Source organism: Cobetia sp. Dlab-2-AX (genome assembly GCF_024124625.1).
In the GTDB taxonomy this organism is placed as follows: Bacteria; Pseudomonadota; Gammaproteobacteria; order Pseudomonadales; family Halomonadaceae; genus Cobetia.
The window spans coordinates 480,165-503,260 of sequence record NZ_JAMXRV010000002.1; the positions used below are offsets into that span (position 1 = coordinate 480,165).

Annotated in this window: 18 protein-coding genes and 1 tRNA gene; 9 read left to right on the forward strand and 10 right to left on the reverse strand. The window is 63.4% G+C overall.

The genetic code is table 11. The features are described from left to right. Positions 1-19 precede the first annotated feature (19 nt). From NH396_RS05135 to NH396_RS05165, 7 genes are all read right to left on the reverse strand, one after another. Positions 20-730, reverse strand: a complete 711-nt coding sequence (locus tag NH396_RS05135; protein WP_253062132.1) for an HAD family phosphatase — start codon at positions 728-730, stop codon at positions 20-22. Between the two features lie 41 nt (positions 731-771). Then, on the reverse strand, positions 772-2,019 hold the full coding sequence (ugpC, locus tag NH396_RS05140; protein WP_176676671.1) for a sn-glycerol-3-phosphate ABC transporter ATP-binding protein UgpC: 1,248 nt from the start codon (positions 2,017-2,019) through the stop codon (positions 772-774). An 89-nt stretch (positions 2,020-2,108) separates the two neighbouring features. Further along, positions 2,109-2,996: a carbohydrate ABC transporter permease gene (locus NH396_RS05145; protein WP_248379128.1), complete on the reverse strand. Its 888-nt coding sequence runs from the start codon at positions 2,994-2,996 to the stop codon at positions 2,109-2,111. Positions 2,997-3,024: 28 nt separating this feature from the next. Then, entirely contained in the window at positions 3,025-3,912 is an 888-nt protein-coding gene (locus NH396_RS05150) for a sugar ABC transporter permease (RefSeq protein ID WP_176676669.1), read from the reverse strand. 237 nt (positions 3,913-4,149) lie between these two features. Further along, positions 4,150-5,493 carry a sugar ABC transporter substrate-binding protein gene (locus NH396_RS05155; protein WP_176676668.1) on the reverse strand — a complete coding sequence of 448 codons (1,344 nt, stop codon included), beginning with the start codon at positions 5,491-5,493 and terminating at the stop codon, positions 4,150-4,152. Between the two features lie 396 nt (positions 5,494-5,889). Continuing rightward, positions 5,890-6,846, reverse strand: a complete 957-nt coding sequence (locus tag NH396_RS05160) for a sugar-binding transcriptional regulator (RefSeq protein WP_176676667.1) — start codon at positions 6,844-6,846, stop codon at positions 5,890-5,892. 181 nt (positions 6,847-7,027) lie between these two features. Further along, positions 7,028-7,621 (reverse strand): Yip1 family protein, encoded by a 594-nt coding sequence (locus NH396_RS05165; RefSeq protein WP_175089801.1) that lies wholly within the window; start codon positions 7,619-7,621, stop codon positions 7,028-7,030. A 338-nt stretch (positions 7,622-7,959) separates the two neighbouring features. Between NH396_RS05165 and NH396_RS05170 the strand changes: the two genes are divergently transcribed. After that, positions 7,960-8,991: a TRAP transporter substrate-binding protein gene (locus NH396_RS05170; protein WP_253062134.1), complete on the forward strand. Its 1,032-nt coding sequence runs from the start codon at positions 7,960-7,962 to the stop codon at positions 8,989-8,991. Between the two features lie 144 nt (positions 8,992-9,135). Further along, positions 9,136-10,134: a TRAP transporter substrate-binding protein DctP gene (locus tag NH396_RS05175; protein WP_176676665.1), complete on the forward strand. Its 999-nt coding sequence runs from the start codon at positions 9,136-9,138 to the stop codon at positions 10,132-10,134. Between the two features lie 244 nt (positions 10,135-10,378). On the opposite strand, the gene NH396_RS05180 is transcribed toward NH396_RS05175, so the two are convergent. Both NH396_RS05180 and NH396_RS05185 read right to left on the reverse strand, forming a co-directional pair. After that, positions 10,379-10,452 (reverse strand) — tRNA-Gly (locus NH396_RS05180). 158 nt (positions 10,453-10,610) lie between these two features. Next, positions 10,611-11,633 (reverse strand): adenosine deaminase, encoded by a 1,023-nt coding sequence (locus tag NH396_RS05185; RefSeq protein ID WP_176678309.1) that lies wholly within the window; start codon positions 11,631-11,633, stop codon positions 10,611-10,613. Positions 11,634-11,973: 340 nt separating this feature from the next. Here NH396_RS05185 and NH396_RS05190 point away from each other — a divergent pair, with 340 nt between their 5' ends. From NH396_RS05190 to NH396_RS05205, 4 genes are all read left to right on the forward strand, one after another. Then, on the forward strand, positions 11,974-13,041 hold the full coding sequence (locus NH396_RS05190; protein ID WP_176676664.1) for a tripartite tricarboxylate transporter substrate-binding protein: 1,068 nt from the start codon (positions 11,974-11,976) through the stop codon (positions 13,039-13,041). Between the two features lie 926 nt (positions 13,042-13,967). Then, positions 13,968-14,942: a tripartite tricarboxylate transporter substrate-binding protein gene (locus tag NH396_RS05195; protein ID WP_248379136.1), complete on the forward strand. Its 975-nt coding sequence runs from the start codon at positions 13,968-13,970 to the stop codon at positions 14,940-14,942. Beyond that, the gene (locus NH396_RS05200; RefSeq protein ID WP_253062136.1) at positions 14,942-15,379 is read left to right on the forward strand and encodes a tripartite tricarboxylate transporter TctB family protein; all 438 of its coding nucleotides are present in this window, start codon (positions 14,942-14,944) and stop codon (positions 15,377-15,379) included. Before NH396_RS05195 ends, NH396_RS05200 begins: the two co-directional genes overlap by 1 nt. Beyond that, positions 15,379-16,899, forward strand: a complete 1,521-nt coding sequence (locus NH396_RS05205) for a tripartite tricarboxylate transporter permease (RefSeq protein ID WP_176676661.1) — start codon at positions 15,379-15,381, stop codon at positions 16,897-16,899. The genes NH396_RS05200 and NH396_RS05205 overlap by 1 nt, the downstream gene beginning before the upstream one ends. A gap of 140 nt (positions 16,900-17,039) precedes the next feature. Here the strand turns inward: NH396_RS05205 and NH396_RS05210 are convergent, their stop codons facing one another. After that, positions 17,040-17,705 carry a helix-turn-helix domain-containing protein gene (locus NH396_RS05210; RefSeq protein ID WP_176676660.1) on the reverse strand — a complete coding sequence of 222 codons (666 nt, stop codon included), beginning with the start codon at positions 17,703-17,705 and terminating at the stop codon, positions 17,040-17,042. Positions 17,706-17,905: 200 nt separating this feature from the next. Between NH396_RS05210 and NH396_RS05215 the strand changes: the two genes are divergently transcribed. The 3 genes from NH396_RS05215 to putA all read left to right on the forward strand — a co-directional run bounded on the left by NH396_RS05215 (position 17,906) and on the right by putA (position 22,841). Continuing rightward, on the forward strand, positions 17,906-18,271 hold the full coding sequence (locus NH396_RS05215) for a hypothetical protein (RefSeq protein ID WP_043335450.1): 366 nt from the start codon (positions 17,906-17,908) through the stop codon (positions 18,269-18,271). After that, positions 18,271-19,029: an AraC family transcriptional regulator gene (locus tag NH396_RS05220; RefSeq protein ID WP_176676659.1), complete on the forward strand. Its 759-nt coding sequence runs from the start codon at positions 18,271-18,273 to the stop codon at positions 19,027-19,029. The genes NH396_RS05215 and NH396_RS05220 overlap by 1 nt, the downstream gene beginning before the upstream one ends. A 632-nt stretch (positions 19,030-19,661) precedes the next feature. After that, complete coding sequence (gene putA / locus NH396_RS05225; RefSeq protein ID WP_176678308.1) at positions 19,662-22,841, forward strand: bifunctional proline dehydrogenase/L-glutamate gamma-semialdehyde dehydrogenase PutA; 3,180 nt, start codon at positions 19,662-19,664, stop codon at positions 22,839-22,841. Positions 22,842-23,096 lie beyond the last annotated feature (255 nt).

Sequence of the window (23,096 nt, forward strand, 5' to 3'; positions counted from 1 at the left end):
TGTGATGATCATGTGATGCTCAAGTGGCGCTCAGGTCGCTGGCCTGACCGATACGCAGCTGACGGATCAGCACACTGACTTCGTGGATGCTCGCACGGCTCTGCCAGGCACCCGCCTCCTGCTGGCGCTGGGCGTGACCCGGCGGAATATGCCCGGCACCGGTGAAGCCGATCACGCGCAGACCGGCCGCGACCGCCGCGCTGACGCCAGCGAGGCTATCCTCGACCACCACGCACTCATGGGCATCGCGCCCCAGCTGACGCAGCGCCAGCTGATAGACATCCGGCGCGGGCTTGGGTCGCGCGACCTGCTCGGCCGTGAACAGCGGCACCGACCCCAGCCAGCGGTCCAGACCGGTGGCGGCCAGCGAGGCGCGCACCCGCCGCTCGGCACTGTTGGAGACGATCGCCACGGCCACGCCATCGGCCAACAGCCCCTCCAGCAGGTCCGCCATGCCGGTGATGGGCGCAAGCTCCTTCGCCAGACGCGACTCGATGGCGTGGTCGATGCGCTCCATCGCCTGCGGCGGCAGAGTGTGAGCGCTCATGGCCTCCAGGTGCCCCAGGATGGCCTCGGTGGTCATGCCCAGCGCCGCGCGCAGCTCGGCCTCGGTGTCGAGGTCCGGCAGCCACTCGCCCAGCTGGCGACTCAGCTCCTCCTCGGCCAGTACCTCACTGTCCACCAGTACGCCATCACAATCGAAGATCACCTGCTGCAAGGGGGTACTCATCTCGTCCTCCTCTCTGGCCGTCAGCTTTCCTGCTGTCCGGTTCATGCGCGAGCTTCCTGTGCGGCACTGGCGCTGGACAGCGAATTGTCCTGACGGGTCAGGCTGGTCAGCGGGTGGCGGTTGAGATTCTGCAGCGCCAGCCCTTCGCGGGTGAAGAGGTGCGCCCGCTCGGTATCGAAGCCGTAACGGATGCTGTCACCCACGCGGCTGTTGACGTCGCCATCCGCCATCAGGATCCAGCCGCTGTCGGACTGCTCGTCGGACTTGAGGCCACCGATCGGGGTATCGCCGGAACCATCCGGAGTCGCCAGGTAAAGCGAGGTCACCCCGCCCAGCCGCTCGATGACCTGTACCTGGCCGCTGAACGGGCCCTGCCCGTCGAGCATCAGGTGCTCGGGGCGCACGCCCAGCGTCAGGGTGTCACCGACGCTGACCGAGACACCATCCTCGGTCTGGCTCGCCACCGGAATCAGGCGCTCGCTGCCATCCGGCAGGCGCACCGTGACGCCTTCGCCCGCCACGCCAGTGACGGTGATATCGAGGAAGTTCATCTTCGGTGAGCCGATGAAGCCGGCCACGAAGCGGTTGCGCGGATGATGGTAGAGCTCCATCGGCGAGCCGACCTGCTCGACCACGCCGCCCTGCAGCACGACGATCTTGTCGGCCATGGTCATGGCCTCGACCTGGTCGTGGGTCACGTAGATCATGGTCGCCTTGAGTTCGGCATGCAGGCGCGCCAGCTCGATGCGCATCTGCACCCGCAGCGCGGCGTCCAGGTTGGAGAGCGGCTCATCGAACAAAAAGATGCTCGGGTTGCGCACGATGGCGCGGCCGATGGCGACACGCTGACGCTGGCCACCGGAGAGCGCCTTGGGCTTGCGGTCCAGCAGCGGCCCGAGCTGCAGCACCTCGGCTGCGGCGTTGACCTTCTCGGCGCGCTCTTCCTTGGAGACGCCGGCGAGCTTGAGGCTGAAGCCCATGTTCTCGCCCACCGTCATGTGCGGGTAGAGCGCGTAGCTCTGGAATACCATCGCCAGGCCGCGCTCGGCCGGGCCGATGTCGTTCATGCGCTGGCCATCGATCAGGATGTCACCGGAGGTCGCGTTCTCGAGCCCGGCGATCATGCGCATCAGGGTGGACTTGCCGCAACCGGACGGGCCGACGAAGACCACGAATTCCTGGTCTTTCACTTCCAGATCGACTCCCTTGATGACCTGGGTGGTGGTCGCGCTGGCGCCGCTGCCGGAGGTGAATTCCTTGACGATGTTCTTGAGCGTGAGTGTGGACATGGGAAGTTTCCTTATCCGCACCTGCCCGTGGGCAGGTGATGGCAAATTTGGGTGGCATGGCATGCGTGCAACATGCGTATGGCGAACCGTTACTTGACGGCACCGAAGGTCAGGCCGCGTACCATCTGCTTCTGGGTCATCCAGCCGAAGATCAGGATCGGCGCGATGGCAAGCGTCGAAGCCGCGGACAGCTTGGCCCAGAACAGTCCTTCAGGACTGGAGAAGGAGGCGATGTAGGCGGTCAACGGCGCGGCGTTGGAGGTGGTCAGGTTCAGGCTCCAGAACGCCTCGTTCCAGCTCAGGATCACGCACAGCAGCCCGGTGGAGGCGATGCCCGGCAGGGTCAGCGGCAACAGCAGGTGGAAGATCTCCTGCAGGGTGCTGGCACCATCCATGCGACCGGCTTCGAGAATGTCCTTGGGAATGTCCTTGAAGAAGGTGTAGAGCATCCAGACCACGATCGGCAGGTTCATCAGCATGTAGATGATGATCAGGCCGGTACGGCTATCCAGCAGCCCCAGATCGCGGAAGATCAGGTAGACCGGCAGCAGCACGCCCACGGACGGCAGCATCTTGGTGGAGAGCATCCACAGCAGCGTGCCCTGGGTGCGCTTGGTGGGCAGGAAGGCCATCGAGTAGGCGGACGGAATCGCGATCAGCAGCGCCAGCAGCGTCGCGCCGAGTGAGATCACCACACTGTTCATGGCGTACTTGAAGTAGTCCGCGCGTGCCTGGATCTCGATATAGCCCTCGACGCTGGGCGTGAAGAACAGGCTCGGCGGCGTGGCGATCGCCTCGGCCTCGGTCTTGAAGCTGGTGAGGATCATCCAGAAGATCGGGAAGAACATCACCAGCGCGATGGTCCAGGCCACCAGGGTCAGGACAAGCTTCTTGTTGATCACGCTGCGGCGCGCGCGACTGGCACTGACGGCAGCGCTGGCGGCGGCCACGGAATTGGAAGTTGAAGTCGACATCATTGAGTCTCCCTGTGCTGAGCGCTTGTCATCAGTTCTCGAGATTCTTGGCGACGGTACGCACCAGGAAGAAGGCCACGATATTGGCCAGGATGATGGCGATCACGCCACCGGCGGAGGCACCACCCACATCGAAGTCCAGCAGCGCGCGGATGTAGATCAGGTAGGCCAGGTTGGTCGAGGCCAGCCCCGGTCCACCGGAGGTGGTGACGAAGATCTCGGCGAAGATGGTCAGCAGGAAGATCATCTCGATCATCACCACCACGCTGATGGCACGCTTGAGGTGCGGCAGGGTGATGTAGAAGAAGATCGCGATCGGCCCTGCCCCGTCCATGCGTGCGGCTTCGACCTGGTCGTCATCCAGCGACTGGATGGCGGTCAGCAGGATCAGCACCGCGAACGGCAGCCACTGCCAGGTGACGATGATCACGATGGAGGTCAGCGGCAGGCTGGCGAACCAGTCGATGGCCGGCAGACCGAACAGCCCGGCGACCCAGGCCAGAATGCCGTTGACCGGGTGCATCATCATGTTCTTCCACACCAGGGCGCTCACGGTGGGCATGATGAAGAACGGCGCGATCACGAACAGGCGCGCGACGCCACGCCCGAAGAATTCCTGCTGCAGCAATACCGCCAGCAGGGTGCCGCCGACCACGGTGGCGACCAGCACCCAGCCCACCAGCAGCAGGGTGTTGCCCATGGCGGTCCACAGGGACGGGTCGGTCAGCAGGAAGTAATAGTTGTCGACGCCGGCAAAGCCCGACACCGACGGCATCATCAGGTTGTAACGCTGGAAGGAGAACCACAGGGTCATGACCAGTGGTACCAGCATCCACATCAACAACAGGCTTACGGCTGGGGCTTGCAGCGACAGGGTTCGCAATCCCCCGACGGTGCGTCCGGATGCTCTCGTGCGCATGGTGAGTCCTTCGATACGGTGAGGAAGTCCGTTGTTGCGGTGCGCCCTTCAGGCAGAGGCTGTCCGTGCCACGCCACGAGGACGTTGCAGGAATCTCGAAAGAAAGGGAGCGCCGCTGGAGTCGGACGGGGTCCCGCCATGCCTGGTGTCAATTCAACCTGAAGCTCCAGGCAAGGCGGGAGGCCATGAGGTCGTGAGGCGGGACCAGCAGGTCAGCCCCACGACCGCTCGATCAGATCAGTAACCCGACTGGCGCATGGTGCGCTCGGTGGAACGCTGGGCCGAGGACAGGGCCTGGTCGACCGACATCTGGCCCGCGAGTGCCGCGGCGATCATCTGACCCACCTGGGTACCGATGGACTGGAATTCCGGAATGGTCACCATCTGCACGCCGACATAGGGCACCGGCTCGAGCGTCGGATCGGTCGGGTCGGCACTGGTGATGGCGTCCATCACGAAGCCGGCGAAGGGTGCGGCGTCCTTGTAGGACGGGTTCTCGTAGGTGGAGACACGGGTGCCCGGCGGGATGCTGGCCCAGCCTTCACGCTCGCCGACCAGGTTCACGTATTCCTGGGAGGTGGCCCAGGTGATGAAGGTCTGGGCGGCATCCTTGGACTTGGAGGATTCCGGAATCGCCAGCGCCCAGGACCACAGCCAATGCGAGCCTTTCTCCGTCTTGGCGATCGGTGCCGGCGCGAAGCCCAGCTTGTCGGCCACGGAAGATTCCTTCGGGTTGTAGAGCTTGCCGGCCGCCGAGGTAGCGTCGACCCACATGCCGCACTTGCCGCTGGAGAACAGTGCCAGGTTCTCGTTGAAGCCGTTGGAGGTCGCGCCCGGCGGGCCGTACTTGCCCATCATGTCGACGTAGAAGTTGATGGCCTCGCTCCAGGCCGGGGAATCCAGCTGCGGTTCCCACTCCTCGTTGAACCAGCGACCGCCGAAGCTGTTGACCATGGTGCCCAGCACCGCCATGTTCTCGCCCCAGCCCGGCTTGCCGCGCAGGCAGATGCCGTAGACGCCTTCATCCGCGGAGTTGAGCTTGGCGGCCCAGTCGTTGACCTGGCTCCAGGTCGGCTGCTCCGGCATCTCGATACCGGCCTGCTCGAAGAGGTCCTTACGGTAATAGAGCATGGAGCTTTCGCCATAGAACGGCAGCGCGTAGAGGCCCTTCTTCTCGCCTTCGGTCACGCTCAGACCATCCCGCACCGGCTTGATCAGGTCATCGACCTGATAGTCTTCCGGCAGGTTGTCGAGCTTGGTCAGCCAGCCATGCTTGGCCCAGATGGGCACTTCATAGGTGCCGATGGTCATGACATCGAACTGGCCCCCCTGGGTCGCCACATCGGTGGTCAGACGCTGACGCAGCACGTTCTCTTCCAGTATCACCCAGTCGAGGGTGATGTCCGGATGCGCCTTCTCGAATTCGCTGGTCAGGCTCTGCATGACCACCATGTCGGCGTTGTTGACGGTCGCGACGGTGATGGTCTCGGCGCTGACCTGGGCGCTTAGCGGCGCCAGGGCAGCGACACTGGCGAGCGAGAGCAGATGACGGCGGGACTTGGTGATGTGAGGTAGGCGCATAAGGGCACTCCATCGGGGCGTTATTGGCATTGTTCTTTTCGAGGGCAAAAGCGCCTTGGGCACCGTTGCCTTCCCATCAACCGGCTTGGTGAACGGATGTCCTGGCGGGACATCGCGACGCATACACGATCGATCAAAACGTCATTCAGTGAACAAATGATCGGATCAGACCTGTGAAAAAGCAAACCCTGAAGCGCTATACCTTGGGCTATACAACCTTGGGATCTGATCCTTTGGGTGTAGGCCACAAGGCGGCATGGCCACTGGGGTGGTGCTGAAATTAGTCTGAGCAAATATCAGCGTTTAATAAAATGACATCCGCCAGGAAGGTCACGCCAAGGCGCCATCATCGAGAAGAACAAAGGTGGGCGATTTTCAGACCCAGGCCGCCACCGCTCACTCCTTGAGGGCCGCGCAGACACGCTGGGCGGCCACCTCATCGATGATCAGCCCTTGCAGCCAACCACCGCGCAACGCACTCAGAATGGCCGGCACCTTGTCGTGCCCACCCGCCAGCCCGATCAGCGGCTGCGCCTTGAGCGAGGTCAGCGGCACACTGGTGATGCGCTGCGCCAGCGGACAATCGATCAGCCGGCCATGGGTGTCCAGCGGCCACCCCATCAACTCCCCCACTGCACCGACTTCCATCAGCTCATCGCGTTCCGCGGCGCTGATGAACTGATCCTGGAACAGCGTCGCCTGGGCATCGAGACGCCCGATACCGATCATGCCCACATCGGCCTCACAGGCGACCTTGAATACCGCCTTGACCAGATTCTGACTCAGCAGCGACTCCTTCTCCTCGATGCTGGCCGCCACCACGGGCGCGGGCAGCAGAAAGCGATCAGCGCCGATCTTGTCAGCCAGCAGCATCACGCCGTCATAGCGGTTGGAAGAGCCATCCAACGCCACATTGCCGACCAGTGACACGATGCGATGCTGGGGGCGCTCGCTGCGACTCAGCGCTTCCACCGCCGCACGTACCGCACGCCCGGTGCTCAGCGAAATGGTCTGCGGCTGCTGACGACCGAGATAGAACGCCAAGCGTTCGGCACCCGCCACCGCCAGATATTCCGCGATGCTTTCCGGTGACTGGGTGTCAGAGGGCACCACATCGCAGAAGCTCAGCCCGAAGTGCTCCACCAGCGTATCCGACAGCGCCATGCTGCTGGCCACGGGGTGATCGATGGAGATCTTGACCAGCCGCTCCTGGCGCGCCAACGACAGCAGGCGCTGCACGCCGGGGCGCGACACCCCCAGCTGAACCGCGATGTCGTCCTGGGTCCGTCCACCGACATATGACAACCATGCAGCCCGCGCAGCCTGCTCCAGTCGCTGTTCAAACTTGTCCATGCGCTTTCTTCCACACTGTCGATTGAGTCCAACACTTTCCACGCCGCCGCCACCGAGCACAAGTGCCACGCGCCAACCCGCGCACGAAACGACAACGCCCCGCCGATGAAGGCGAGGCGTTGCAGAGACACTTTTCTCGCGCCTATGGCATCAGCTGACTGACATCAGTGTGCCCAGAGGACTACATGAACCAGCGTGCGCCATACCCCCACAGCAGCACGGTGACCGCCAGCAGACCCTCGAGGACCAGCACCCCGATCCCCAGTGTCGACCCGGTGACAAGGAAGCCTTCCTTGTTGGAGATGTCGAGCAGTGGCGGGATGCCCAGATACAGCAGGTATGCGCTGTAACACAGGCCAATGGTCCCCGCGAGGATACACACCCAAATGACGGGATAGAGCGCGACCAGCCCCGCGAGGAACATCGGCGTGGCGACATAGCCCGCGAAGATGATGCAACGCCGGCGACTGGGGTGCCCCGAGAAACGCTTCGAGAGCATGTGAATGACAGTGCCCATGAAGCCGATCGCTGTCAGTATGGCGATATAGAACGCGATACCGGCGAAGAAGGCATCCAGTGGCTCCAGAAGAATGGCGTGGCCTTCCGTCAGGCTCCAGCCGAACTGCGTGGTCCCGATATAGGCGCAGATGACAGGCACCAGCGCCATGAGCAGCACATGATGTGCGTAGAGGTGGGTGATGGATTCGTGTTCCTTGCGGATGGTCTGCCATTCCCGTTGCGGATGCGCCATCAAGCCCCATACGTGGGTCAGCATGTGGTCTACCTCCCGTTGACAGTCGTCGACAATCCGGCCATGCGGTCCCGGCGCGGATGCGTGTCAGGGCAGTTGCACAGCCTTGTTCTGAGCGTAGACCACATTGCGCCAACTGGCAGTTCAACGCCCGTTACCCCTTCCGAATCGTGCCGGCGCAGGCATGGAACAGGCCATACTGGGAAGCGTTGACGGAGACAGCGACATCATCCTGCACCTTTGAGGGATACTTGATTTCACCTCCTATGGATGGATGACGACGAATGCCAATCGGACAGAGTAGCGGCATGCAGGCAGTGCTTGTCATGCAGGGAGTGCTCGACATGAAGAAAATGTTCGGTATGAAGAGAATGCTCGGCATCAAGAGAGAGCTCGGCATCAAGAGAGCGCTCGGCGTGGCCCTGGCGCTGGGGCTTTCCGTCCCGGGCACGCCCGCCCAGGCGGAGCCTGTCGAGCTGACCATGAGCCGCGAATACGGCCCCCAGACCATGATGGGCCAGCGCGCCCAGCAGTTCGTCGATCAGGTGGCAGCGCTCAGCGGGGGCGAGCTCGAGATCACCTTCGGAGAAGGCCCGCTGGGTCGGCTGCGCTCGGTGAATCATCTCGAGGCCATCAGCGCTGACATCATCCAGCTGGCCGACTCCCACAGCGGCGCGCTGGCCGCCGAGATGCCGCTGTTCGGCCTCAGCTCGCTGCCGACACTGGTCGATGACCCGCATCAGGCGCGCGAACTCTACCGTCTGGCGCGCCCCCACTATGAAGCGCAGCTGAAAGAGCATGACCAGCTTCTGCTCTACGCCCTGCCCTGGCCGCCCAGCGGGCTGTGGTCGCGCAAGCCGATCGCCACACGTGATGACCTCCGAGGCGTGCCAGTAAGGGCCTACGACCGCAATACCCAGCGCGTGCTGCTCAATCTCGGCGCCATCGCCACCGTGCTCGGCTGGGAGCCGATGCAGCAGCAACTGGCCGAAGGCCGTATCGAGGCGGTGATGACCTCGGCCCTGGGCGGCCTGACGGCGGAGCTCAACCGCACGCTGGATCACTACACCGCGCTGCAATACGCCATGCCGCTCAATATCGTTCACATGAGCCGGTCACGCTTCGAAGCGCTCGACGACACCCAGCGCGAGGCCCTTCTCGCTGCCGCGACCGAAATTGAAGACACCAGCTGGAACGCCATCGCCAGCGTCCTGGAACAGACCTATGCCCAGCTGGAAGAGGCCGGCGTGACGGTCAGCAATCCGCTCTCGCCCAAACTCAAGCGCTCACTGGCACGCGCCAGTGTCAGCGTGATCGAGAGCTGGCGCAGCAAGGTCGCCCCCGAGGAAAGCGAACTGCTGGACCGCTATCTCGCACAACGCGATACCCTCTGAGCCAGGCGCTCCCACGCCACCATCCTTGACCATGACGGCCACCTTCGATGGAAGTGCTGAAAGTCCGTGGAGACACGATTCATCTGAGCATAAACGCAGACATGCACTACCCTAGCGGCCAAAGATAAAAAGAAAGGATTCCCCATGACGTCTTCCTCACGTAATGCCGCCCTGTTATCCGCTTGGTTGGCAGCGGTAGGCCTGATCGGCGCACTCAGTGCGCAGGCTCAGACGACCCTCAGCATGAGCAGCGATTACAAGCCCGACACGATGATGGGCCAACGCGCTGCCGAATTCAGCCAGCAGGTCGCCAGCCAGTCCGGAGGCGACCTGACGCTGACGCTTCGCTCGGACATTCGCTCTGCCAGTCACCTGCAGGCCACTGCCGGCGGTGTCATCGACATCGCCGCGACACTCAGTGGCGCGCTCGCTGAGGAAGCCCCCTTCTTCGGCATCTCGTCGCTGCCGGCGATCGCCTACGACCTCGATGAAGCTCACCGCCTTTACGTGGTCGCGAAGCCACGCTACGAGGAACTGCTCGCCGAATACAACCAGATCCTGCTGTATGCCCTGCCGTGGACGCCCAGCGGCCTGTGGTCGAAAGTGCCCATCGCTGACGGTGATGACCTGAAGGACATGCCGATCCGCACCTACGACCGCAACACGCAGCGTGTGCTGCTCAATCTGGGCGCGGCACCTCAGGTCATGAGCTGGGGAGAGCTCAAGCCCCTGCTGCACGGTGGCAGCATCCACGGCGCGCTGACCTCCGCGATGGGCGGCGTCAGTGCGGAGCTCTACCGCTACATGCCTCACTTCACCACGCTCAACTACGCGATGCCGCTCAATATCATCCACATGAATCGCGATAGCTTCGACGACCTGACAGAGGCCCAGCAGCAGGCGTTGATCGATGCCGCGCATGCCGCTGAGTCTGCCGGCTGGACAGCCACCCACAGCGTGCTGGACCAGGCCTACGCCACCCTGCAGGAGAACGGCGCGAAGCTGATCACCCCGGCCCCACCTGAGTTGCAGGATGCCCTCGAGGAGGCCAGCCAGCATGTGGTGGAAAGCTGGAAGCAGAAGGTCACCAGTGAAGATCGCGAATTGCTGAGCAGGTACCTCGAATCACGCCCTGAGCGCTGAGCCCGAAAACGCCTGATGATCGTCAGGCTCCAGACACGACAAGGCCATCAGCACCAGTGACGGCGCCGCCCCGCCCGCCACCGTCGAGACCGAGCGGCGTCGGCCGTGGCGCAGGCCATGATCCATGCACAGCAACGCAAACGGTCTGGGAAAGGTGATCAAGAACGAATTCCATGCGCATGCATGCCGCATGGAATCCTAGACACAAAAAAGCCTCCCATTCGGGAGGCTTTTTTGAAGAATCTGGAGCGGGTGAAGGGAATCGAACCCTCGTCTTAAGCTTGGGAAGCTTCTGCTCTACCATTGAGCTACACCCGCAGGGCGGTGCATTGCGCACGCCAGAACTGCATTGTACTCAACGACTTAGCGCGGTCAAGCAACATCTGATGGAGCGGTTGCCGCAGGCGGCGTCGTGCTGACGATGTTGGTGGCCAAGCCGTTGATTGCATTCAGTATTCAAGCGCCGGTGATAATTCTCAGGCTGCGCAGCTATCGAGTTGTGCCAGCAGCACGCCACGGCGGGCGTCACTCATGCCGAGGCCTTCAGCGCGCTGCGGGAAGGCGGCGTCGATGGCGTTGCGGCACAGGGTGAGCCATTGCGCCTCGCTGAGATCCAGCGCTTGCTGCACAGCGAGGAAGTTGTCGAGCATGCCGCCACCGAAATAGGCCGGATCATCCGAGTTGAGGGTGATATTGAGGCCCGCCTCGATCAGCTTCGGCAGCGGGTGGTCTTCCATGCGCTCCACCACCTTGAGCGCGACGTTGGACAGCGGACACACCGTCAGCGGGATACGCCGCTCGGCCAGCTCCGCGACCAGGGCGGCATCTTCCAGACAGCGCACGCCGTGGTCGATACGCTCCACCCCCAGCACCTCAAGCGCCGTGCGGATGTACGCAGCCGGCCCCTCCTCACCTGCGTGCGCGACACGATGCCAGCCGCGCTCTCCCGCAAGCTGGAAGACCTCGGTGAACTTCTCCGGCGGATTGCCGATCTCGGCGCTGTCCAGGCCGACACCCACGAAGCGCGATTCAAAGGGAATCAGCGCGTCGAACAACTCGCGCGCAGACGCCGCGGAATGACAGCGCAGGAAGCTCGGCACCAGCGCCGAGGTAATATCAAATTCCTTCACCGCTTCACGACAGGCGCGCTCCAGGCCCGCGAACTGGGTTTCCAGACTCACGCCACGCGCCAGATGCGCCTGCGGATCGAAGAACAGCTCCAGATGCTTGACGCCATCGGCGCTCGCACGGCGGAAGTAGTCCTGCGCCAGGCGGTAGAAGTGCGACTCGTCATTCAAGACGCCCATGCCCTGGTAATAAAGCGCGAGGAAGGCGGGAAGATCCGCGAAGTCATAGGCGGCCTCGACCTCCTCCAGGGTGGCGTAGGGCAAGGTGATGCCCTGCTCCGCCGCCAGCTCGAACATCAAAGCCGGCGTCAGCGAGCCTTCGATGTGCAGGTGCAGCTCCACCTTGGGCAGGCGGGCGAGAAAGTCGTGCATGCGCGGGGTAAGGGTCATGGCCCGTCTCCTCAATGAAAGGCGGCGGCTGGAAGATCGCGGAGCGCTCACCACAGCCTGATGGCGCAATTCTAGCAATCCCGAGACCACCTTGAGGAGAGACGGCGCGGGAAATGCGATTTCTCTGCGCACTGCCCACCTGCCGTGCCTTTTCGCGGCTCGCCGAAATAGGCTATTTTCGTTCATTCGCACTCTCGCAAGCTCACGACACAAGCTCATCACAACAGTCATGAGCGTGCGACAGCCAGCAACGCGCAGCCCCATGCCCCGCTGACTGACATAACCATAACGATCGATGCTGAACACCAAGGACACGATTGCCATGCACGCCACATCCCATGCCCGCCATCCCTTCTCACGCAGAAAGCAATCTCGACAGCGCACTGGCACCCTGCCCACTGCGCTGTTGCTCAGCCTTGGCCTGCTGGTGCCCTTGAGCGCCAACGCCGCCCAAGAGGAACATAACGAACAGACTGGCTTCGCCCCGCAGGGCAAGACGGAGTGCATCGCGCCGGCCAAGCCCGGCGGTGGCTGGGATTTCACCTGTCGTAGCGTGGCCCGCCTGCTGGATGAGCAGAACCTGATCCCCGCCGGTATGCAGACGCTGAACGTGCCCGGCGCCAGCGGAGGCGTCGCCTTCGCGCATGTGAAGTCCAAGCGCCATGACGATGAGCAGGTCATCGTCTCCGCCTCGAGCGCGACCACCACCCGTCTGGGGCAGCATGCCTATCAGGACGGCAAGGTCGACGACGTGCGCTGGTTGATGACCCTCGGCGCCGACTACGGCGTGATTGCCGTGGCCGAGGACTCGCCCTATCACTCGCTGACCGAGCTGCTGGCCGCCATGCAGACAGACCCCAAGGCGGTGCGCTTCGCCGGTGGCGATGTCGCGGGTGGCTTCGATCATCTCAAGGTGCTGATGGCGGCGCGTGAGGCGGGTATCGACAACCTGCGCGCCCTGCCGTACCTCGCCTACGACTCAGGCTCCGTCGCCATCACCCAGGTGATGGGCGGCCACCTGGAGGCCTTCACCGGCGACATGACCGAGGCCCGTGGTTTCGTCGAATCCGGTCACCTGCGCCTGCTGGCAGTGTTCAGCGAGGAGCGTCTGCCCGGCCAGTACAGCAACATCCCCACCGCGCGTGAGCAGGGGATCGATGTGGTCGCACCCAACTGGCGCGGCTTCTACCTGCCGGGCGGCGCATCGGATGCCGCCTTCGACTGGTGGGAGCAGACTCTCAATCGCATGGCCGAGACGCCCGAGTGGCAGCAGGTGATGCAGGACAACGGCCTGATGCCGTTCCACAAGTCCGGCGAGGCGTTGGATCGCTTCATTACCCAGCAGGTCAGCGATGTCGAGCAGCTGTCGCAGGAGCTGGGCCTGCAGTGATCGACTGAAGCCCTGAGGTAGTGGCTCCCTGAGGCCCTTGAGCCCTGAGCCCTGCGCTCGCCTGGCAAACGCTCAAGACTGGCAAAAGCTCATGGCAGCCCCAAAAAAGCCGCCACACCGTTAGCCGGGGTGGCGGCTTCTTGATGACTGACTGGTTTGCCCCAGCAATCTCAGGGCATGGACGGCCAGGGCCCCTTGGGCGGCTGATGATCGGGGTCGAACTGACAGGACGATACCTGGTCGCGCTCTTCGTGCGGCTCAGAATCTGTCTCTGAATCTGCCTGTGACCGAGGCTCTGCCTCCGGCGCTGCTTCTGGCTCAGTTGTCAGCTCAGCTCCCCAGCAACAATGCCCACACACTGCCCAACACCTTGGCCATGAGCCTTCCCCCCTCCCCTGTCCCCTTGCACGATTGCCGCTGGCACCCGGACAGCATGCAGTCTGGCCACCGGCTACACGCTAGACCAGAGCCCAAGGGCCACGCTTGCGCTGCAACGCCGCATAGCGTTTCAAACACGACAGGCAAGCCATGGCGCCCGTGGGCGGATAGCTCACGCGAGCGGCGCAAGCGCCCCGCTCGAGCCTGCCGGGAGAGGGGCGAGGGAGACGTGAAGGAGAGGCGAGAGAGCATCAGACACCGCCAGATTCCGACACAACGTCCAGTCGGATCTTTCACAAAGTGAACCGCAAAGGTGCGCAAATACGCTTCTCGACCAAGGTCGGTGCGACGAATGGGTATCTTGCGAGCTGTCGGGCGGCAGTCTAATTTCACCATACAGAATAAAGTTCCGCCTTACAGAATTGTAAGGTTAGTGTCAGGTTCGCGGCTGCAGGGCGAGTTTTCCGCTCAACCGCTGCCAGCGCCTGACCCACGACATGTGCCGCTACCACAATCCAATAACACCAGAGGTCGCCATGAAACGTCATATGACACTCAAACTCCTGACAGCTGCGGTGGTCACCGCCATGTCCGCCCAGGCCTTCGCCTTCGAACCGAAAGGCAAGGTTGACTGCATCGCGCCGGCTGATCCGGGCGGCGGCTGGGACTTCACCTGCCGCAGCGTCGGCAAGATCCTGTCTGAGCTCGATTTCGTGCCGGGCAACGTGCAGACCATCAACATGGCGGGTGCCGGTGGCGGCGTCGCCTTCGCGCACACCGTCTCCAAGCGTGCCGGTGACGAGCAGCTGCTGGTGGCCGCCTCCACCGCGACCACCACCCGTCTGGCCCAGGGCCAATTCCCGGGCATGAATCAGGACCAGGTCGAGTGGATCGGCGCACTGGGCGCGGACTACGGCGCCATCGCCGTCTCCAAGGATTCGCCGTACAACACCCTGAGCGAGGTGATGGACGCGCTGAAGAAAGATCCGAAATCCGTCAAGTTCGCCGGTGGCAGTGCCGCAGGTGGCTGGGATCACCTCAAGGTGCTGATCGCCGCCCAGGCAGCCGATGTCGAGAACCTGCCCAAGGTCTCCTACCTGTCCTACAACAACGGCGGCGAAGCCATCACCCAGGTCGTCGGCGGCCACGTGCAGGCCTTCACCGGTGATATTTCCGAGATTCAGGGATTCATGGAATCCGGCGATCTGAAAGTGCTGGCCGTGCTCTCCGAAGAACGCCTGCCGGGCAAGCTGGCTGACGTGCCGACCGCTCGCGAACAGGGCATCGATGCCGTCGCCCCCAACTGGCGCGGCTTCTACATCCCGGCCGGTGTCAGCGACGATGCCGAGCAGTACTGGACCACCACGCTGGACAGCGTCTATGAAAGCGAAGAATGGAAAGACGTGATGACCAAGAGCGGCCTGATGCCGTTCCACAAATCGGGTGCCGAGTTTGATGCCTTCGTGAAGGCACAAATCCAGGACATCCAGACCCTTTCCAAGGACATTGGGCTGATTCGCTGATGAATGACCGCATCTTTGGTCTGCTGATGCTCACCTTGGCCGTCGCGTACGGCTGGGGTGCCCAGCAGTTCCCGGAACCCTTCGGCGGGGCCGAGTCCATCGGGCCCGAAACCTTCCCCACGTTGCTCTCGATCGTGCTGGCGCTGAGCAGCCTGTATCTGATCTTGCGCCCCGACCCGGACCAGCAATGGCCGTGGAGCCGCACCGGCGCCGAGATGGTGCTGGCCATCGTCATCCTGTGCCTGTACACCGCACTGCTTGAGCCGCTGGGCTTCATCGTCACGACCACCGCTGCGATCGGCACCCTGTGCTGGCGCATGGGTTCCAGGCCGATTCGCGCTTACGTGACAGGCCTGCTCGGCGGCATTGTCGTCTTCGCCCTGTTCAACTTCGTGCTTGAGCTACCACTGCCGCTGGGCATTCTGGAGGTGGCGTAATGGAAAGTCTTGGCTTCTTGATGCAGGGCTTCGGCATCGCCCTGCAGCCTGAGAATCTGATGTTCGCCGTGCTGGGGGCCTTCCTGGGCACCCTGATCGGCGCACTGCCGGGCCTGGGCCCGGCCAATGGTGTGGCCATCCTGATTCCGCTGGCCTTCACCCTGGGCCTGAGCCCGGAAACCTCGCTGATCCTGCTGACCTCGGTCTACGCCGGTGCCATGTACGGCGGGCGCATCTCTTCGATCCTGCTCAACATCCCGGGCGATGAGCCGGCGATGATGACCTGTCTCGACGGCTATCCGATGGCCCAGAAAGGCAAGGCCGCCGAAGCGATGGCCATCTCGGCGATCGCCTCCTTCATCGGCAGCCTGATCGCCACCATCGGCCTGATCGTAATGGCGCCGTGGCTGGCCAGCTTCGCGCTGACCTTCGGCCCGGCGGAATACTTCGCGCTGTTCGTGCTGGCCTTCGCCACCCTGGGCGGCATCACCGGCAAGAATCCGGTCAAGACCATCATGGCAGCCGCCATCGGCCTGATGATTGCCACCGTCGGCATCGATGGCTCCACCGGTACCCAGCGCTACACCTTTGATGTGCTGGAGCTGTTCGAAGGCATCGACTTCATCATCGCCATCGTCGGTCTATTCGCCATCTCGGAGCTGCTGTTCTTCATCGAACAGCACGCCGGTGAAGGCAAGCCGATGATCGCCATGAACAAGATGACCCTGAAGCTGAAGGAGATCGTCGCCATCCTGCCGACTTCCTTCCGCGGGGGTGTGCTGGGCTTCATTTCCGGCGTGTTGCCGGGTGCTGGTGCGTCGCTGGGCAGCTTCATCAGCTACACGCTGGAGAAGAAGACCGTCGGCAAGAAAGGCAACTTCGGCGAAGGCGACCCACGCGGCGTGGCCGCCCCGGAAGCCGGCAACAACGGTGCCGCCTCTGGCGCCCTGGTGCCGATGCTGACGCTGGGCGTGCCGGGCTCCGGTACCACCGCGGTACTGCTGGCGATGCTGATCTCGCTCAACATCACCCCGGGCCCGCTGATGTTCACCCAGCACGGCGACATCGTGTGGGGCGTGATCGCGGCGCTGCTGATCGGTAACGTCATCCTGCTGCTGATGAACATCCCGATGGTCGGCATCTTCGTCAAGCTGCTGTCCGTGCCGCCCAAGTACCTGCTGCCGGTGGTGACCATGGTTGCCTTCGTGGGCATCTACTCCATCAGCCACTCGACCTTCGATCTGTACTTCATGGTCGCCTTCGGGGTCGCCGGCTACTTCCTGCGCAAGCTGGAAATTCCGCTGGTGCCGGTCATTCTCGGCATGCTGCTGGGTCCGGAGATGGAAAAGAACCTGCGTCACGCCATGCAGCTGTCCGACGGCGACTGGACCATCCTGATCGGTAGCCCCTTGGCCGTGACCCTGTGGTGCATCGCCATCGCCGGTCTGCTGCTGCCGGTGATCGTCGGCCCCATCCTGCGTCGCCGCATGAGCGCCGCCAAGGCTGCCACCGACGCCTGATCCGGGCCAGGGCCCACGCCTCTCATGAGGTGACACGCCCTGAACGACAGCGCTCTGAAATGACATCGCCCTCGCCGGTCTTGCCGGCGGGGGCGATGTCATTTCAGCACTTCAAGACTCCTGACACTGGTGAGCGCGCCTCAGTCGCCCTGCTGCCACTGGGCGAGCAGGCGGTGGGCCTGGGCAGGCGTCAGGCGCGCCGCCGGGCCACTGAGCACGATGACCTCAGCCGGTGCCAGCCCCTCGTCGTGATGCTGGGCGACGCTGACCGCCAACGCCGCCACCGACAGGCCGGCGGCGTTGGCGGTCTCGATCTCGCCACTATCGACACACTGCTGCAGCAAGGCGGACAGCGCCTCATCGACCAGCTCGCCTTCCTCCAGCTGATGGCGCAGCGGCCACTGGCTGACATGCGCGTACTGACACATTGCCTGACGCGGTCGCGTCATGCCCTCCACCGGGCGCGCCTCGGCCAGCGGGCCATGCTCGACCAGCATCAGGCTGGCCGTCTCGCCACTGGCGGCATTCAGCGCCGCCAGCCAGCCGCGCAGCTGAACCTCGCGGGCCGGCAGCGCGGGTGCCAACTGGGCAAAACGCCCCAGCGCCGCGCCGATGGAGTAGATACCGTGGCTGTCACGCGCCACATAGCCGAAGTGCTCAAGCGAGCCCATCAGCCGCAGAATCGTGCTCTTGTAGAAACCACTGGCCTGGGCCAGCTCGTTGAGCGTCAGGCGAGGTGTCGCGGGGGTAAAGGCTTCCAGCAGCGTCAAGGCACGCTCGACCGCTTCCACACGTTGATTGGCCATGCGGCGGGACTCCCACGGCAGGTGAAGAACGAGGCTGACAGGCGGCTTGCGCCATGCCGCCTCACAGGACTTGAATCATGCCATAACGTTCTGACAGACAGAACATGACACGCCTGTCGCACTGACGATACTGGCCGTGCAGCGTGGTAGAATGGTGAGCTACGACACTATTCCCGGTTACGTCCGCACAAGGTTCACACATGTCCATCTTCATCATCACCTTCGTGGTCTGCCTGATCGTCACCGTCGGCACCGTGGCCATGCTGATGATGTCGCGTACGCCGCGCTTTCGTACCGACTACAGCGACATCGCCCGCGTGCTGGACCAGGCGATCAGCGGCGAGATCAACGAGAACGAATGGCACAGCGTGATCGGCTACCCGATTCGCCATGATGAGTATCTGGAGAGTCTGCGGCGCCGCTGCCAGGGCATCTTCGACAACCACGCTCGGCCGTGGCAGCTGGCCCAGGGCGGCGCGCTGTTCTCGCGCGCCGGTCGTGAAGAGCTCAACGTGCTGCTGGGCCATCTGCGTGCCCGCACCGGTGTCGCGGAGACTCGCGCCTGATGGCCGCCAGCGAGATGCGTCTGATCCCGCTCTCCAACCTGCGCGAGCACCACGATCACAGCTACCACCAGCTGGTGATCGGCCTCGATGGCCTGGCCGAGTTCGAGATCGAGGGTCAGGGCGGCGAGATTCGCCCGCTGACCGGCTGCATCGTGCCGGCCGATCATGTCCATTACTACGCGGGCATCGGCGAGAATCGCCAGCTGATTCTCGACCTGCCCGATGATGCCCCCTACCTGACCGGCCACCATCGCGAACTCCGGCGGCTGTTCGAGCGGCCACGTTTCTTCACGCTGGATACCCGCCTGCGCGGTTATCTCGAATTCATGCTCGCGGAAGTCAACGACTACCAGCAGGCACCGGGCGACCTGCTCGCCGCTACCTTCCTCGCCTGCCTGAACACGCGCATCGAAACGCCGATGAGCGCCCTGAATACCACGGGACGCCAGCTGGACCTGGTGGCGCTCAATCGTTTCATCGATGCCAATCTCGGCCAGCGCCTCAGCGTGGCGGATCTTGCCCGCCAGTCGCATCTCTCCGAGCAGCATTTCAGCGAGCGTTTCCGCGTACTGACCGGCCTCTCGCCCTATCAGTACCTGCTGCGCCGTCGGCTGGAGGAGGCACGCCAGCTACTGGGCACCAGCGAGCTATCCCTGTCCCAGATCGCGGATCGCTGCGGCTTTGCCAACCAGAGCGCCCTTTCCCATGCTTTCCGCAAGCATCTCGGCTTCCCGCCCTCGGCACTGCGCAAAGCCTGATCGAGTTGGCAGAAGCCGATGGGACGTGCGCACCCCCTCGGGTATCTGACACGCCCTTGCCTCCCTCATTCACGGCCGCATTTCTGACACCCCGCTCTTCAATTCCTCCCCCGCGCGGGAAGTGCGTCGCTTGGGGCACGCACGTCGTTCAACGGCACCCCCACCGTCAGCTGCAAACCAGTTCTCCTCCAGACCTCTACCACCTTGGTATAACAAGATCGCGTCATTTCGCGGCACATCCTTCGACAAAGGTCGGAGAAGCGTGTCACTTTTCTGACATGCCCGTGAATTTGACATGCGCAGCCGAGAAATTGGAAAGACCCGCCCCCCTGCGCCACCCTACATTCTCAGTCATACATCCAGACGTGCCGCTGTCGCGCTTTCTGATGCGTTCTGCATCACTCTCGGCGCTGTGACTCGGCAATCCCATTCGGCGCTTCGACGCCCAGCAGCAAGGGGTTCGCACCATGACCACCTCCACTTCCTCCGATCAGTCCAGTGCAGTGAATGCCGCGATCGCCTCGGCCACGTCCACAGCCGCCCAGTCCTCGAACAATTCGTCCACGAATACTGTCAAGCAAGGGGTTCTCAAGGGCGATGTGCTCAAGGACAACATCCTGCGCAGTGACCAGATGCTGGCCGCCAGCACCTGGCAGCAGTCTCCGGAGGCGCTGTTCTCGCGCGTCAGCGACCACTATCTGGTCGATGAAAGTGCCTACGTCAGCGAGCTGGTCGGACTTCTGAATGCCGAAGAGAAGGATGTCAAGCGCATCGGCGACAAGACGGCAGAACTGGTGCGCGAGATTCGCACCATGGACACCGCTGTCGATTCCATCGACGAGCTGCTGCAGCAGTACAGCCTCGACACTCAGGAAGGTGTGCTGCTGATGTGCCTGGCCGAGGCGCTGCTGCGCATTCCGGACAAGGAAACCGCCGATGCGCTGATCGAGGACAAGCTCGGCGTGGCCGACTGGAAGTCCCACCTGGGCCAGAGCGAGTCCTGGTTCGTCAACGCCTCCACCTGGGGCCTTCTGATGACCGGCAACGTCATCAAGATGGATCTGCCCAAGGGCGACGGCAAGCCGGCCACCTTCATCAATCGCATGGTCAATCGTCTCGGCGAGCCGGTCATCCGCCGCGCCATGTACCAGGCGATGAAGGTGATGGGCAAGCAGTTCGTGCTGGGCCGCGATATCAAGGAAGCGCTCAAGCGCTCCCAGCCGCTGTTCGACAAGGGCTACACCTATTCCTACGACATGCTGGGTGAAGCGGCCTGCACCCGCGACGACGCCAAGGGCTACTTCGACGACTACGCGCGTGCCATCCGCACCGTCGGCGAAACCTCACGCAAGCTGAAGGAATCCACCCCGTCACCGTCCGTCTCCATCAAGCTGTCCGCCCTGCATCCGCGCTATGAATTCGGCCGTCGTGAGCAGGTGCTGGAAGAGCTGGTGGCAAGCGTGCGTGAACTGGCCGGCATCGCCCGCGAGCTGAACGTCGCCATCACCATCGATGCCGAGGAAGTCGATCGCCTCGAGATCTCGCTGGAAGTGTTCCGCGCCGTCTACGAGAGCGACACCTGCCGCGGCTGGGGCAAGTTCGGCCTCGTCGTGCAGGCCTATTCGACGCGTGCCCTGCCGACCCTGCAGTACCTGAACCGCATCGCCGACCTGCAAGGCGACGAGATCCCGCTGCGCCTGGTCAAGGGCGCTTATTGGGACAGCGAGATCAAGGAATCCCAGGAGCTGGGTGTCGAAGGCTATCCGGTGTTCACCCGCAAGGCCTCCACCGACGTCAGCTACCTGGTCTGCGTGCGCTTCCTGCTGTCCGAGAACACTCGCGGACGCATCTACCCGCAGTTCGCCACCCACAATGCCCACACCATCAGCACCATCCTGGATGTGGCCAACGCCGGCGAGACACGTCAGTTCGAATTCCAGCGCCTGCACGGCATGGGCGAAGCCCTGTATGAAGCCGCGCTGAAGCGTGCCCCCAAGGGGACCTGGTGCCGTATCTATGCGCCGGTCGGCGCGCACAAGGACCTGCTCCCGTACCTGGTACGTCGTCTGCTGGAGAACGGGGCCAACTCCTCGTTCGTTCACCAGCTGGTCGACCCACGCGTGCCGGTCGAGAGCCTGTGTACCCACCCGGTGGTCACGCTCAATCAGTACAAGACCTACCACAACCCACGCATCGCGCTGCCGCCGAACATCTATGGCGCAGACCGCCTGAATTCACGGGGCATCAATCTGAACATCAATAGCCAGTACCAGCCGCTGATCGACGAGATGGCCACGCACATGGACACCACCTACGACGTGCGTCCGCAGCTGGCCTTCGATGTCGAGGTCAATGCCGAGCGTCGTCAGGCCGTCACCTGCCCGTTCGACCGTCGTGATACCCTGGGCCACGTGCAGTGGACCAGCGCCGAGGAAGCCTCCAAGGCCATCGACGCCGCCTGGGCTGCCTTCCCGCGCTGGGAGCAGACACCGGTCGAGGAACGCGCCGCAATTCTCGAGCGCTTCGGTGACCTGATGGAAACCCACACCGCCGAGCTGATGACCCTGTGCTCCCGCGAGGGTGGCAAGCTGCTGACCGACGGCATCGCCGAGATCCGCGAGGCAGTCGACTTCTGCCGCTACTACGCCAACCGTGCGCGTGCCGACTTCGCCGAGCCGACCGAGCTGCAGGGCCCGACCGGTGAGCACAACCAGATCATGCTCGGCGGCAAGGGTGTCTTCGCCTGCATCAGCCCGTGGAACTTCCCGGTCGCGATCTTCTGCGGCCAGATGGTCGCCGCTGCCGTCACCGGCAACACCGTGGTCGCCAAGCCTGCCGAGCAGACCTCGCTGGTCGCGCACCGCGTCGTGGAACTGCTGCGCGAAGCCGGCATGCCGCGCGATGTCGTCCAGCTGCTGCCGGGCGATGGCCCGACCGTGGGCAGCGTGCTGTCCAGCGACCCGCGTATCACTGGCGTGTGCTTCACCGGCTCCACCCAGACCGCACAGATCATCAACCGCTCGCTGGCCGCGCGTGAGAACGCTCCGCTGCCGAGCCTGATCGCCGAGACCGGTGGCCTCAACGCCATGATCGTCGACTCCACCGCCCTGCCGGAGCAGGTCGTCAACGACGTGGTGCAGTCCGCCTTCCAGAGTGCCGGTCAGCGCTGTTCCGCCCTGCGCGTGCTCTACGTGCAGGAAGACGTCGCCGAGCGCGTCATCAGCCTGCTCAAGGGCGCGATGGACGAGCTGAAGATCGGCGACCCGCGTGACCTGGGCACCGACGTCGGCCCGGTCATCGACGAGGAAGCGCGTGCCGGTCTGCTCAAGCACATCGAGGAATATCGCAGCCAGGGCCGCGTGATCGCCGAAGCCGCCGTCGACAAGACCATCACCGAGCACGGTACCTTCGTCGCGCCGGTCGCCCTGCGCATCGACGGCATCGATAGCCTGGAAAGCGAGCAGTTCGGTCCGGTACTGCACATCGCGACCTGGAAAGGCGGCGAAGTGGACAAGGTCATCGATACCATCAATGGCCTCGGCTACGGCCTGACCTTCGGTGTGCATTCGCGAAACGAAAGTTTTGCCAATGCCGTTGCACAGAAAATTCGTGTTGGTAATGTCTACGTCAACAGGAATATCATCGGTGCTGTAGTAGGTGTACAGCCGTTTGGTGGCCAGGGCTTCTCCGGTACTGGCCCGAAAGCCGGCGGCCCGCACTACCTGCACCGCTTCGCTACCGAGAAGACCCGTACCGTCAACACCACGGCTCTCGGCGGCAACGCGTCTCTTCTCGCCATGGGCGACGAATGACCGACGCTACCTGCTCTCGCGGCAGCAGCAGAGGTCATGCCTGGCGGAAGACTGCATGCTGGACGTGCATGAGGTAGCCAGGTGACAGGGCATCAGGACGATGCCCAGTGGATGACGGCGAGCACGCCAGGCCGTCATCTGCCCCGGACACCGACAGGGACGCCCACGGACATGGATCGCCAGCGACTGGCCCCTCATGCTCGTGCCCTGCGGTGTCCGTTGCCGTTTCCCCTTTTGACTCGACGGCAATATGCG